At 66.4% G+C, this 12,732-nt stretch carries 9 protein-coding genes; 4 read left to right on the plus strand and 5 right to left on the minus strand.

Features of this window, described 5'->3' with window-relative positions:
* Positions 1-115: 115 nt before the first annotated feature.
* On the minus strand, positions 116-883 hold the full coding sequence (locus AB7008_RS24755; RefSeq protein WP_028161223.1) for a DsbA family protein: 768 nt from the start codon (positions 881-883) through the stop codon (positions 116-118).
* Between the two features lie 98 nt (positions 884-981).
* Complete coding sequence (locus tag AB7008_RS24760) at positions 982-2,385, minus strand: M48 family metalloprotease (protein WP_212451672.1); 1,404 nt, start codon at positions 2,383-2,385, stop codon at positions 982-984.
* 178 nt (positions 2,386-2,563) lie between these two features.
* Between AB7008_RS24760 and AB7008_RS24765 the strand changes: the two genes are divergently transcribed.
* The 3 genes from AB7008_RS24765 to AB7008_RS24775 all read left to right on the plus strand — a co-directional run bounded on the left by AB7008_RS24765 (position 2,564) and on the right by AB7008_RS24775 (position 5,814).
* Positions 2,564-3,751 carry a pyridoxal phosphate-dependent aminotransferase gene (locus AB7008_RS24765; RefSeq protein ID WP_441259672.1) on the plus strand — a complete coding sequence of 396 codons (1,188 nt, stop codon included), beginning with the start codon at positions 2,564-2,566 and terminating at the stop codon, positions 3,749-3,751.
* Between the two features lie 87 nt (positions 3,752-3,838).
* Positions 3,839-4,396, plus strand: a complete 558-nt coding sequence (locus AB7008_RS24770) for a biotin transporter BioY (protein ID WP_028169553.1) — start codon at positions 3,839-3,841, stop codon at positions 4,394-4,396.
* 83 nt (positions 4,397-4,479) lie between these two features.
* The gene (locus tag AB7008_RS24775) at positions 4,480-5,814 is read left to right on the plus strand and encodes a dicarboxylate/amino acid:cation symporter (RefSeq protein ID WP_441259673.1); all 1,335 of its coding nucleotides are present in this window, start codon (positions 4,480-4,482) and stop codon (positions 5,812-5,814) included.
* Between the two features lie 33 nt (positions 5,815-5,847).
* On the opposite strand, the gene AB7008_RS24780 is transcribed toward AB7008_RS24775, so the two are convergent.
* Positions 5,848-6,726, minus strand: a complete 879-nt coding sequence (locus AB7008_RS24780) for an SDR family oxidoreductase (RefSeq protein WP_441259674.1) — start codon at positions 6,724-6,726, stop codon at positions 5,848-5,850.
* Positions 6,727-6,817: 91 nt separating this feature from the next.
* Here AB7008_RS24780 and AB7008_RS24785 point away from each other — a divergent pair, with 91 nt between their 5' ends.
* Positions 6,818-7,657, plus strand: a complete 840-nt coding sequence (locus AB7008_RS24785) for a helix-turn-helix transcriptional regulator (RefSeq protein ID WP_304494123.1) — start codon at positions 6,818-6,820, stop codon at positions 7,655-7,657.
* On the opposite strand, the gene AB7008_RS24790 is transcribed toward AB7008_RS24785, so the two are convergent.
* Both AB7008_RS24790 and AB7008_RS24795 read right to left on the minus strand, forming a co-directional pair.
* Positions 7,654-8,886, minus strand: a complete 1,233-nt coding sequence (locus tag AB7008_RS24790; protein WP_304494124.1) for an NAD(P)/FAD-dependent oxidoreductase — start codon at positions 8,884-8,886, stop codon at positions 7,654-7,656. The two genes, AB7008_RS24785 and AB7008_RS24790, sit on opposite strands and share 4 nt — an antisense overlap.
* Positions 8,887-8,952: 66 nt before the next feature.
* Positions 8,953-12,069 (minus strand): Rne/Rng family ribonuclease, encoded by a 3,117-nt coding sequence (locus AB7008_RS24795; protein WP_439711314.1) that lies wholly within the window; start codon positions 12,067-12,069, stop codon positions 8,953-8,955.
* Between the last annotated feature and the right edge of the window lie 663 nt (positions 12,070-12,732).

Raw genomic sequence — 12,732 nt, forward strand, 5'->3', positions numbered from 1 at the left:
CGCGAGATGAATGCGCGCGCCGGATTCGCGCCCGAATTCGCGCAGCGTTGCAGTCAACGAAAAAGGCCGGCTTTTCAGCCGGCCTCCTTGCATGCGTGAATTCTGAAACGCGCGATCAGCAGGTCGCCTTGCCGCAGCGGGCAACGCCGATCTTTTCCTTCAGGCTTTCGAGGCCGACGGCGCCGATCACGATCTGCTTGCCGATCACGTAGCTCGGCGTGCCGTTCATGCCCATCGCTTCGGCGAGCTTGAAATTCTCCTCGATGGTGGCGCGCACCTCGGGGCTGCCGATGTCCTTCTCGATCTTCGCGGTGTCGAGGCCGGCTTCCTTGGCCGCCTGCAGCGCGCGCGCCTTGTCGGCGGCGCCGCGGCCGCCGAGCAGCTTCTGGTGGAAGTCGAGATACTTCTTGCCGGTGGGATCCTGCATGCGCACGGCGACCGCGACCTGCGCCGCTTCGACCGAGCCCTGGCTCAGCACCGGAAACTCCTTCAGCACGACCTTCAGCTTCGGATCGGCCTTCATGAGGTCGAGCATGTCGCCCATCGCGCGCTTGCAGTAGCCGCAATTGTAATCGAAGAACTCGACGAAGGTGACGTCGCCATCCTTGTTGCCGAGCACGACCTGGCGCGGCGAGTTGAAGATCGCATCGGAGTTCTGCGCGATGCTGGCTTCGTGCTTCTGCGTTTCGGCCGCGGCCTGGCGCTTGGTGAGCTCGGTCATCGCTTCCTCGAGCACCTCGGGATGGGTGACGAGATAGTTCTTGATGATCGCCTCGATGTCGGTGCGCTGGGCATCGGAGAAGCTGTCGGCCGACGCGGGCGCGGCTGCGCCGAACATGGCGAGCGCGAACAGCGCGGGAGCAAGCAGGCGCAGCGAAGGCATAGGCAAATCCTCTTATCGAAAGCTGGTTTCGGAAAACGTCCCGGCAGACTTAAGCTCGGTGTCGTGACGTCGTGGTGTCAGGCGTCGTCTTGGTCGCGTTAGTTGCGCGGCGGCTTGGCCGCCACGATGTCGTCGGCCTTGACCCATCCGGGCGTGCCGACGGCGAAACGGGTTTTCGCGCGCGTGGCGAGCTCGCGGGCGGTCTTGTTGTCGCCGCGCAGATAAGCGGCCTGCGCCGACGCCAGATCCGCCTCGGCATAGTCGCCCTTCCGGCCATAGGCCATCGCGAGCTGCATATAGCCGAGCGCAGCCTCCGGTTCCCGTGCCACGGCGGCCCGGAGAATCCGAACGGCATCATCGGTGTAGGCCTTATTATCCGATCCAACCAGAGCCTGCCCAAGTAACATCTCGATGAGGGGGGCGTTGTTGGACAGCTGCACCGCCTTGCGCAGGGCAGGGATCGCCTCGGCCGGCCTGCCGCCCTCCAGCAGGGCCTGGCCGCGCACCTCGTAGAAATACGGGTTGTTCGGCTGGACCTGGATCAGCGCGTCGATCTGGGCGAGGGCGCTGCGCAAATCGCCGTGCAGATAGGTGCTGATGGCGCGGGCATAGCGTGCCGGCATGCTGTCGTTCGTCTGGGGGTAACGGCGGTAGACCGTCTCCGGCCGCTCCATGAACGCGGAAATCTTGGCGCGCGCCATGTCGTGGCGGAGCTGGAGCGCGGGATCGTCCTTCTTGTCCCAATAGGGGCTGGAACTGGCGAATTCCTGAAGCGATGCGACGCGCTCGGCGGGCATCGGATGCGACTGGAGATAGGGATCGGCGCCGCGGGAGGCGAACAGGCTCTCGCTGGTGAAGCGCTTGAAGGTCTCGTACATGCCCTTCGGCGACTGCTGGGTCGCGGTCAGGAATTTCACGCCGGCGCGGTCGGCGTTCTCCTCCTGCTGGCGCTGATAGGACAGCAGCGTGCGGCGGATCATCTCCTGCGGTCCGGCGATGGCGGCAGCACCGGCATTGGCGAGCCCGTTGTTGCCGGCGTTGTTGCTGCCGCGGGTGCTGCCCACGGCAATCGCGCCGGCCCCGAGCAGCATGGCGATGATCATCTGGGTCTGGGCGTTGGCGAGCTGTTCGCGCAGCTTGGACAGATGGCCACCGGCCAGATGTCCGGTCTCGTGCGCGAGCACGCCGATGATCTGGTTCGGCGTCTCCGACTGCATGATCGCGCCGTAATTGACGAAGATGCGGCGGCCGTCGGCGACGAACGCGTTGAACGAGCCGTCGTTGATGATCACCATCTGGATGTTCTGCTTTTCCAGACCGGCGGCGCGCAGGATCGGGCGCGTGTATTCGCGCAGCAGCTGCTCGGTCTCGGTGTCGCGCAGGATCGGCGGTCCCTTGGCCTGCGCATGCGCGGCCGGCATCGGCAACAGCGCGATCGCCGCGGCAGTGACGAGGGCGGTGAGGGCGGAGGCCTTCTTGCGCAATGCGATCTGGAGCAACATCAGGCGGTCTGGGTCAAACGGTCTTGATCAAGCAGTTTCGTGATTGGTTTTTGGCGATTGGCGGCGGACCGGATACGAGATATGCCCTTATGAGCCGTACAATGCGGCCAGTCTGGGGCGCAAGCGCCCCGTTTACGGGACCGAACCGACCGGTTCGCCAGCGAAATAGCAGAATTCGATGCACGATGCGACATTGAGGAACCGGTTGGGGCAGTGGCTCGAGCCCTCCCGCCGCAGCGATGTTCCCCCGTTCATGGTGATGGACGTGATGGCCGCCGCGGCCCGAATCGAGGCGGCAGGCGGCCATGTCATCCACATGGAGGTCGGCCAGCCCGCAACCGGCGCCCCAAAGACCGCGATCGCGGCCGCCCATGCGGCGCTCGAGGCGGGGCGGATCGATTACACCTCCGCGCTCGGCATCCCCTCATTGCGCGAACGCATCGCGCGCCACTATCGGGATGCCTATGGCTGCGATGTCAGCCCCGAGCGGGTCGTGGTGACGACAGGCTCCTCCGGCGGGTTCATCCTGGCCTTCCTGTCGATGTTCGCGCCCGGCGACCGCGTCGCCGTGACGGTGCCGGGTTATCCGCCCTACCGTCACATCCTCACCGCGCTCGGTTGCGAGCCCGTGCTGATCGAGACCAGCAATGACACGCGCCACGCGCTGACCGGCGAGGCGCTGCTGGCGGCGCACCGCAAGGCGCCGCTGAAAGGCGTGCTGGTCGGCAGCCCGGCCAATCCGACGGGGACGATGATGTCCCGCGAGGCGCTCGCGGGCCTGATCGCTGCGGCGGAAGACGCCGGCATCCGCTTCATCTCCGACGAGATCTATCACGGGCTCGACTACGCGTTTCCGGCGGCGACGGCGGCGGCGCTGTCGGAGCACGCACTCGTGATCAACTCGTTCTCGAAATATTTTTGCATGACGGGCTGGCGCGTCGGCTGGATGGTCGTGCCCGAGATCCTCGTGCGGCCGATCGAACGGCTGCAGCAGAACCTCTCGATCTCGGTGCCTTCACTGTCGCAAATCGCGGCCGAGGCCGCCTTCGACGGCGCGGCCGAGATGGAGGAGATCAAGCACGGCTATCAGGAAAACCGGCGCATCCTGATCGAGGGATTGCCCAAGGCGGGCCTCAGCAAGTTCCTGCCTGCCGATGGCGCCTTCTATCTCTACGCCGATGTCTCGGACTTCACCTCGGACAGTTTCGAGTTCGCCAAGCAGATGCTGGAGCAGGCGCACGTTGCGGCCACGCCGGGTCTCGATTTCGATCCCATCCATGGTCGTTCGTTCATACGGCTCTCCTATGCGCGTTCGGCAGCGGAGATGCGGGAGGCAGTTGACCGCATCGCTCACTGGCTTAAATAGCCGCGAGTTTTCGACAGCCTTCTGGAGTGCCCCTTGTCTGACCGTTCCATCCCGACCGCCGCCACGCATTCTCCTCTCGCCGCATTGATGTGGCCGACCCGTCCGGGCGAAACCGTCGGCGCACTTCGCGCCGTCGTGCTGATTGCGCTCGGCACCGCCCTGATGGCGCTATCAGCCAAGGTGAATCTGCCGCTGCCTTACGTGCCCATGACCCTGCAGACGCTGGTCGTGCTGATGATCGGCGCCGCCTATGGCTGGCGCCTTGGCAGCGCAACCATGATCGCCTACCTCGCCGAAGGCGCGATGGGGCTGCCGGTGTTCGCCGGTCCGGTCGGTGGAATTGCACCGCTTGTCGGCCCGACTGCCGGCTATCTGTATGGCTTCGTGCTGGCTGCCTTCATCACCGGCTGGCTGGCCGAGCGCGGCTGGGATCGCAACGTCGTGCTGCTGTTTGGCGCAATGGCGCTCGCCCATGTCGTTATTTTCATCGCCGGCTTCAGCTGGCTGGCCTACGTCATCGGCCTTGGCGCAACCAAGGCCTGGGCGGTCGGCGTCGCGCCGTTCATTGCAGCATCGGTGGTCAAGAACGCGCTGGGCGCCGCGCTGATGCCGGCGGCCCGCCGGATCGTCGATCGACGCGGGTAAAGCGCACCATTCCGAGCAGTTCCGATTGACAGAGCCGGCCAAGTTGATCTTGGCTGGCTCTGAGTTTGAGGGGGAGTGAAACAATGACGACGACAACGATGGCGGGGGCGCCGGTCGCGCCGGCCGCCGCCAAGCCGTGGTACAAGGTTCTCTACGTCCAGGTGCTGATTGCGATCGTGCTCGGCGCCTTGGTCGGCTGGCTGTGGCCGTCGCTCGCCACCAACGAGTGGATCAAGGCGATGGGCGACGGCTTCATCAAGCTGATCAAGATGGTGATCGCGCCGATCATCTTCTGCACCGTGGTCTCCGGCATCGCGCATATCCAGGACGCCAAGAAGGTCGGCCGCATCGGCGTCAAGGCGCTGGTCTATTTCGAGGTCGTCTCGACCTTCGCGCTGGTGATCGGACTCATCATCGGCAACCTGGTGAAGCCGGGTGCAGGCTTCGGCAGCGCCGCCGCCAACGCGCAGGCCGTCGCCAACTACGCCAAGCAGGCCGAGGGCCAGAGGTCGGTCGACTTCATCCTGCACATCATCCCCGACACCGTGGTTGGCGCCTTCGCGCAAGGCGAGATCCTGCAGGTGTTGCTGTTCTCGGTGCTGTTCGGCTTCGCCATCATGGGCCTCGGCGAGCGCGGCCACACCATCCGCAGCTTCATCGACGATGCCGCGCATGCGGTGTTCGGCGTCATCTCCATCGTGATGCGCGCGGCGCCGGTCGGCGCCTTCGGCGCGATGGCCTACACCATCGGCAAGTTCGGCACCGGGGCGATCCTCAACCTGGTCGGCCTGATCGCGACGTTCTACGTCACCGCGGCGCTGTTCGTGTTCGTCGTGCTCGGAATCATCGCGCGCTTGGCCGGTTTCTCCATCTTCAAGTTCCTCGCCTACATCAAGGACGAGCTGCTGATCGTGCTCGGCACCTCGTCCTCGGAAAGCGCGCTGCCGTCCTTGATGGAGAAACTCGAGCGCCTCGGCTGCTCGAAGTCGGTGGTCGGCCTCGTGGTGCCCACGGGCTATTCGTTCAATCTCGACGGTACCAACATCTACATGACGCTGGCGACGCTGTTTATCGCGCAGGCGCTCGGCTTCGATCTCACCTTCGGCCAGCAGCTCACCATCCTGGTGGTGGCGATGCTGACCTCGAAGGGTGCCTCCGGCATCACCGGCGCGGGCTTCATCACGCTGGCCGCGACGCTCGCCGTGGTCGATCCGCGCCTCGTGCCGGGCATGGCGATCGTGCTCGGCATCGACAAGTTCATGAGCGAGTGCCGCGCGCTGACCAACCTCTGTGGCAACGGCGTGGCCTGCGTGATCGTCGCCTGGTGGGAAGGTGAACTCGACCGCGACAAGCTAAACGCCAACCTCGCCAGGCAGATCGATCCGACCGACTTGGAAACGGCCCTCACGACGGACTGATCTGCAAGTTGCGTCCGGCGGCGCAGAGCGTCGTCAGAAATAATAGGGCTGGTCGAGATCCTCGATCAGCCCTTTTTCTTTCGGCTCCCAGCCGAGCAGGGCGCGCGTTTTCGCACTCGAGGTCGGAACGTCGACGGCCGCAAATCGCGCGAACCAGCCGAAATGCGCCTCGGCGTCATCGGCGGATTTCGAGACCACGGGCACGCCGAGCCTTTTGCCGATCACTTCCGCAATCGTTTTGAACGGCACGCCTTCCTCGGCGATCGCGTGATAGCGGCGAGCGGATGCGCCTTGCTCCAGCGCGAGCCGGTAGACGCGCGCGGCGTCGAGGCGGTGCGCGGCCGGCCAGCGGTTTTGGCCTTCGCCGATATAGGCGGCGGCGCCTTTCTCGCGCGCGATCGCGATCAGGCGCGGCACGAAGCCGTGGTCGCCCTCGCCATGGGTCGTGGGCGGCAGCCGCACGATGCCGGTGCGGACACCTTGCTCTGCGAGATCCTCGGCGGTGGCTTCCGAGACGCGCGGAAAGTGGCGGGCCGCCGCATCGTCTTCGGTCGCGAGCCGTCCGGGCGCCAGCAGCGCCACACCGGAGGTGACGATGAGAGGGCGGTCGGAGCCTTTCAGCTCCTCACCGAGCGCGAGGATCGCACGGCGGTCCAGCTCGCAATTGTCGGCGAATTTCGAGAAGTCGTGGTTGAAGCCGAGATGCAGCACACCGTCCGCAGCGGCGGCGCCGCCGCGTAAGGACGCATGATCCTCCAGCGACCCACGATGGACCTCGGCGCCCATCGCGGTGAGCGCTGCGGCGCCGGCATCGGAGCGGGCGAGGCCGAGCACGCCATGGCCGGCGGCCATCAGGTCTCGAACGACGGCGGAGCCGACGAAGCCGGTGGCACCGGTAACGAAAACACGCATGCGAAATCTCCTAGTGTTGGTGGAGAGAACCATCTGCGTTAGAGTTATCCGGGTAAAGTAGTGACGTTATCAGGGTATAATAGCTAACAGGATGAGCGAGAGCGCTGCCGCCGAGAACTTGCTTGGGGCCTATCTGAAGGACCGTCGCACCCGGCTCGATGCAGCCGCGTTCGGCTTCTCCGGCAGCCGCAGGCGCACGCCGGGTCTGCGCCGGGAGGAAGTGGCCCAGCGCGCCAATATCAGCTCGACCTGGTACACCTGGCTGGAGCAGGGCCGCGGCGGGGCGCCGTCGGCCGACGTGCTCGACCGGATCGCGCGCGCGTTGATGCTGACCGATGTCGAGCGCGAGCACCTGTTCCTGATCGGCCTCGGGCGCCCGCCCGAGGTGCGCTACCAGGCGAGCGAAGGCGTCTCGCCGCGGCTGCAACGCGTGCTCGATGCGCTCTCATTCAGCCCGGCGCTGGTGCGCACCGCGACCTGGGACGTCGTCGCCTGGAATCGCGCCGCAAGCGTCGTGCTGACCGACTACGGCGCGATCCCGCCGGGACAGCGCAACATCCTGCGCTTCATCTTCTGCGATCCGCGCGTGCGCGCCGCGCAATATGACTGGGACAGTGTGGCACGCTTCGTGGTGGCCGCATTCAGGGCGGACGCGGCGCGGGCAGGTGCCGTCTCGCATGTCGCCGACTTCGTCGACGAGCTCTGCCGGACCAGTCCGGAATTCGCGGCACTCTGGCGCGACAATGACGTGCGCCATCATGGCGACGGCACCAAGCGGCTGCGGCATCCCGTTCACGGCACGATGTCGTTCGAATATTCGAGCTTCAATGTCGAGGGCCGCTCCGATCTCAGCATGATCGTCTACAATCCGGCGACGCCCGAATATGCCGACCGGATCAGGAAGCTGCTGGCCGAGCGCGCCGACTGCTAGAACCGCTCGGGTCGGTATGGCGTCGGATCGATCGCCGGCGTCTCGCCGCTCATCACCTCGGCGAGCAGGCGGCCGGTTGCGGGTCCAAGCGTAAAGCCCTGGTGGCCGTGGCCGAAATTCATCCAGAGGCCCGGGTGACGCGGCGCTTGCCCGAGCACCGGCAGCATGTCGGGTGTGCAGGGGCGGGTGCCGAACCACGGGTCGGGCTCGACCCGCTTGCCGAGGTCGATCAGCTCTCGCGCCGAAGCTTCGGCACTGGCGAGCTGCACCGGCGTGGCGAGCGCGTCCATGCCGGTCAATTCCGCGCCCGTGGTGATGCGGATGCCCTTGGCCATCGGACCCATGGCGTAGCCGCCGGCCTTGTCGACCAGCGGCAGATCGAGTGATGCGCCGCCGCTGTAATGCATGTGGTAGCCGCGCTTGCGCACCAGCGGAATGCGATAGCCGAATTTGTGCAGGAGATTGGGCGACCAGGGCCCGAGCGTCACGACGGCGGCCGCGGCGTCGATGGCTCCCTGGTCCGTGTCGACCGACCAGCCGGTCGCGGTCTGCCGCAGGGTCTGGGCATCGCCAAGCACGATGGTGCCGCCGAGGCGCTCGAACAGCTCGGCATAGGCCGTGACCAGTGCGCCGGGATCGGACACGGTCCAGGTGTCGAGCCAATGGATCGCACCGGGCAGGTCGTCGCGCAGGATCGGTTCGGCCTTGGCGAGCTCGACCCCCGAGAGCGCGCGAAACCTGACGCCGAATTCGCGCTGGTCTTGTTCCGCCGCCTTGACGGCGAGATCGAAGGACGCTGCGTCGCGATGCAGGTGCCGGTAGCCCGCGCGGCGGATCAGATTGTCGGCATGGGCTTCGCGAATGAGGATGTCGTGCTCCGCCGTCGCGTAGGCGATCAGCCGCGCCCAGGCGTCGATCGCCTCGCGATGCCGCTTCGGCGCCGAATGCCACCAGTAGCGCAGCAGGGGCTCGATATGGAGATGGAGCGACGACAGGCTGTAGCGCACGTCGTTGGTGCGGCCGGTCGCGATCTTCAGAAGCGACGCGAGGTCGCGCGGCATCGGATAGGGACGCACGGCTTCGGCCTGGATCATCCCGGCATTGCCGTAGCTGGTCTCGCGGCCCGGCTCCCTGCGGTCGACGAGCGTGACCGACCAGCCGCGCTGCCGGAGGTGCAGCGCCGCGCTCACGCCGATCATGCCGCCGCCGAGAACAATTGCGCTTTGCATCGAAACTGACCTCGCTAAATCAAAACCGCCCGGTTTGGCCGGGCGGTTTCAACTGCTTTGTTCGCTCTACTCGCCGCCGCCGAACCGGCGAGACCACCAGCCGGCGCGACGCGGGGCGGCCGGAGTTTCGGTTGCCGCTTCCGGCGCGGGTTCAGTGGTTGGTGCGGGCGGAGCAACCGGCTCTGGCGCTGCCACAACCGGTGTTGCCGGCTCGCTCTGGCTGCTCGACAGGAAGCTCACCTTTTCCCGGACCGTGGAGCGGCGACGCGCAGCCTTGTCGTCGGCCGGCTCTTCGTCCGCGGCGGCTGGAGCGGGAGCGGGCTCAGGCTGGGCCGGCGCCTCAATCTGCACCTCGGCGCGCGGCTCGGGCTGGCTGACCTGAGGCTCGGCGGCGGTGTGTTCGGCCTGCGCGATCGAGGGCGCAGCCTCGCCGCCGAAGCTGTCGAAATCGGCGACGGCGTCGGTCGCTTCCGACGGCGCATTGGCTGCGAGCTCGTCGCCGATGGAGCCGGCGAGACCTTCCTCGTTGCCGCCGCGACGGCGGCGTCCACCGCGACGACCACGCCGGCGACGGCGATCGCCGTTGCCCTGCTGCTCGCTGCGGGCCGCCTGGTCCTCACCTTCCTCGCCGTCCTGTTCGGACTCGGTATCCTCTTCACCTTCGCTGGCCGCCACGGCCGCTTCGGACGACGCCGGAGCGCCATCCTCGCGCAACTCGCCGTCGCGCGGGCCACCGCGGCCGCGCCGACGCCGGCGGCGCTTGCGGCGCTGGCCGTCCTGGTCGGAGGCCGCTTCGCCGCCAGCCTGCTCCTCGGCGAGGCCTTCGGTTTCTTCGCTCTCGACCTCGGATTCCAGCTCCGGATCGAATTCCTCGTCGTCATAGGCTTCTTCGGCCACGGGCGGCGGGCTTGCGGCGGCCTGTGCAGCCAGCAGCGCCTTTGCGGCTTCCAGCGTATGCACCTGCTCGCCGCGGTCGATGAGATAGGCCTGCGGTCCGCTGACGCTGGGGTCGGCGATGACGGCCAGCGTGACCTTGAAGCCGTTCTCGAGGTCGCGCAGATGGCCGCGCTTGTGGTTCAGCACATAGAGCGCGACGTCGGTGCGGGTGCGGACCACGAGATTGTGGGTCGCGCCCTTCATCAGGATCTCTTCGAGGCCGCGCAGCAGCTGAAGCGCAACCGAGGAAACCGAACGGACATGGCCAGTGCCGCCGCAATGCGGGCAGGGATCGGTCGAGGATTCCAGCACGCTGGCGCGGATGCGCTGGCGCGACATCTCGAGCAGGCCGAAATGCGAGATGCGGCCGACCTGGATGCGGGCGCGGTCCTGCCGCAGGCAATCGGACAGCTTGCGCTCGACCGCACGGTTGTTGCGCTTCTCGTCCATGTCGATGAAGTCGATGACGATCAGGCCGGCGAGGTCGCGCAGGCGGAGCTGGCGGGCGACCTCTTCGGCCGCTTCCAGATTGGTCTTGAGCGCAGTGTCCTCGATATGGTGCTCGCGGGTCGACCGTCCGGAGTTGACGTCGATCGAGACCAGCGCCTCGGTCTGGTTGATCACGATGTAGCCGCCGGAGCGCAGCTGCACGGTCGGAGAGAACATCGCGTCCAGCTGGCTCTCGACGCCCATGCGTGAGAACAGCGGCTGGCCGTCCCGATACTGCCTCACCGCGCTGACATTGGCGGGCATCAGCATCTTCATGAAGTCGCGCGCCTCGCGGTAGCCGGACTCACCGGCGACCGAGATCTCGTCGATCTCCTTGTTGTAGAGGTCACGCAGCGAGCGCTTGATCAGCGAGCCTTCCTCGTAGACCAGGGTCGGGGCCTGCGACTTCAGCGTCAGGTCGCGCACCGTCTCCCACATCCGGATCAGGTATTCGAAGTCGCGTTTGATCTCGGGCTTGGTGCGGGCGGCGCCGGCGGTGCGCAGGATGATGCCCATGCCCTCGGGCACGTCGAGATCCTGCACCACTTCCTTCAGGCGGGAACGATCCTGGGCGCTGGTGATCTTGCGGCTGATGCCGCCGCCGCGCGCGGTGTTCGGCATCAACACGGCGTAGCGGCCGGCGAGCGAGAGATAGGTCGTCAGCGCCGCGCCCTTGTTGCCGCGCTCTTCCTTGACGACCTGCACCAGCATCACCTGGCGGCGCTTGATGACTTCCTGGATCTTGTACTGGCGGCGCGGGCGGAAGGTGCGCTCCGGCACTTCCTCCATCACGTCGTCGCCGCCGACGGATTCGACGTGTTCCTCTTCGGCTTCCTCGCCGTCCTCGTCCTCGTCGTCTTCCTCATCGGACTCCTGATGACGGGCATCAGTGCTTTCGCCGGCAGCGTAGACGGCGTCGGCCGGTTCGGTGGAAGCGGTCACGGCTTCGGCGAGAGCCTCGGCATGGGCCTCGGAGGCGACAGCCTCCTGCGGTTCGGCAGCGGTCTCGGTCGCGACCACGGGCTCGGCGCCGACGGCCGCGACAGGCGCGGGCGTGTCGTCGGCATGATCATGGTCATGGTGATCGTGCTGGCCGTCATGACCATGGTCATGATCGTGATGATGGTCGTCGTGCCCATGATCGTGATGATCATGGCCTTCGTGGTCATGATCGTGGTGATCATGATCGCCATGAGCGTGGTCTTGATGTTCGTGGTCTTGATGCTCTTGGCCGTCGTGCTCGCCGTGATGCTCGGCATCGGCGTGCAGATGCTCGCCCTCGTGCGGCGCGCCCTCGGTGTGCGGAGCTTCGCCCTCGACCGGCTGGGCTGCGGGATCGGCGCCGGCCTCGAGACCCTCGACGATCTCGCTGCGGACGCGCTCGCCCTGACCGCGGCGGCGGGCGTTGCGGTGGCGCGAGCGGCGGCGGCCGTGGGAGCGGTTCTCGCTCTCTTCCTCGGCCTCGCGATGGGCCTGTTCCTCGGCCTCGATCAGTGCCTGCCGGTCGGCGACCGGGATCTGGTAGTAGTCGGGATGGATTTCGCTGAAGGCGAGGAAGCCGTGGCGGTTGCCGCCATATTCGACAAAGGCGGCCTGGAGCGAGGGCTCCACCCGGGTGACCTTGGCGAGGTAGATATTCCCGCGCAGTTGCTTGCGTTGCGCGGTCTCGAAATCAAACTCTTCGACGCGATTGCCGCGGACCACGACGACCCGGGTCTCCTCCGGGTGGGTGGCATCGATCAACATCTTGTTGGGCATGTCTTAACTCTTGGCGGCGGCGGGCGCGATTCACCGAGGGCGCGATCTGCGCTGCCGGGTGACGCGACGGTCCACCTGATTCGGGGGTGAGGGGAAGGCCGAAACGCCGTCTCTCGCGCCTTGCCGAAACGGAAGCTGGAGGGCCGAAGCGGCGCGCGGGATTGTCACTCCGCAGCGTCGCGAACGGTCCTTCAGAATTCGTCGGCACAGTCTGGCGCATCAAGCGTCGGCCCGTATGAAACATTGGGCGGCGGGGCCGCCCCTCAATCAGTTGCTGCTGGCCAGGCATGGCGCGAGCGCGCTCGCCTTGGGGATTACGAACCGCTCCCTTGGGATTAAGGGACCGGGTAACGAGTCACGTCGCTGTCAAAACCGTCCCGGAAACGCGGTGGTAACCAGGGACCGTCCGCCACCGGGGCTTGACCCGCTCCGCCTCGCTGCCGCGCACCGCGCTGGTCTTTGAGGGGAACGGAAAAACGCTGGAATTCCCAAACCTTGAGAGTTCCGGCGCTGCACCGGGAGGCTGAACGCGACACAACCGGAAATATCGGCCGTCAGCACTCCGTACATACGTGGAATGGACCAACCGTGCAAGGAGCGTCGCACGGCGGTCACAGTTGGCGAGTTTCGTATATCTGTGATTAAGCGGCGATTAACCCTGTG

Source organism: Bradyrhizobium sp. 521_C7_N1_3, assembly GCF_052075975.1.
Lineage (GTDB): Bacteria > Pseudomonadota > Alphaproteobacteria > Rhizobiales > Xanthobacteraceae > Bradyrhizobium > Bradyrhizobium japonicum.

Coding starts and splice junctions, on each gene's coding strand:
- AB7008_RS24755 (WP_028161223.1), bottom strand. CDS start 883: ATGCCTTCGCTGCGCCTGCTTGCTCCCGCGCTGTTCGCGCTCGCCATG.
- AB7008_RS24760 (WP_212451672.1), bottom strand. CDS start 2,385: ATGTTGCTCCAGATCGCATTGCGCAAGAAGGCCTCCGCCCTCACCGCC.
- AB7008_RS24765 (WP_441259672.1), top strand. CDS start 2,564: ATGCACGATGCGACATTGAGGAACCGGTTGGGGCAGTGGCTCGAGCCC.
- AB7008_RS24770 (WP_028169553.1), top strand. CDS start 3,839: ATGTGGCCGACCCGTCCGGGCGAAACCGTCGGCGCACTTCGCGCCGTC.
- AB7008_RS24775 (WP_441259673.1), top strand. CDS start 4,480: ATGACGACGACAACGATGGCGGGGGCGCCGGTCGCGCCGGCCGCCGCC.
- AB7008_RS24780 (WP_441259674.1), bottom strand. CDS start 6,726: ATGCGTGTTTTCGTTACCGGTGCCACCGGCTTCGTCGGCTCCGCCGTC.
- AB7008_RS24785 (WP_304494123.1), top strand. CDS start 6,818: ATGAGCGAGAGCGCTGCCGCCGAGAACTTGCTTGGGGCCTATCTGAAG.
- AB7008_RS24790 (WP_304494124.1), bottom strand. CDS start 8,886: ATGCAAAGCGCAATTGTTCTCGGCGGCGGCATGATCGGCGTGAGCGCG.
- AB7008_RS24795 (WP_439711314.1), bottom strand. CDS start 12,069: ATGCCCAACAAGATGTTGATCGATGCCACCCACCCGGAGGAGACCCGG.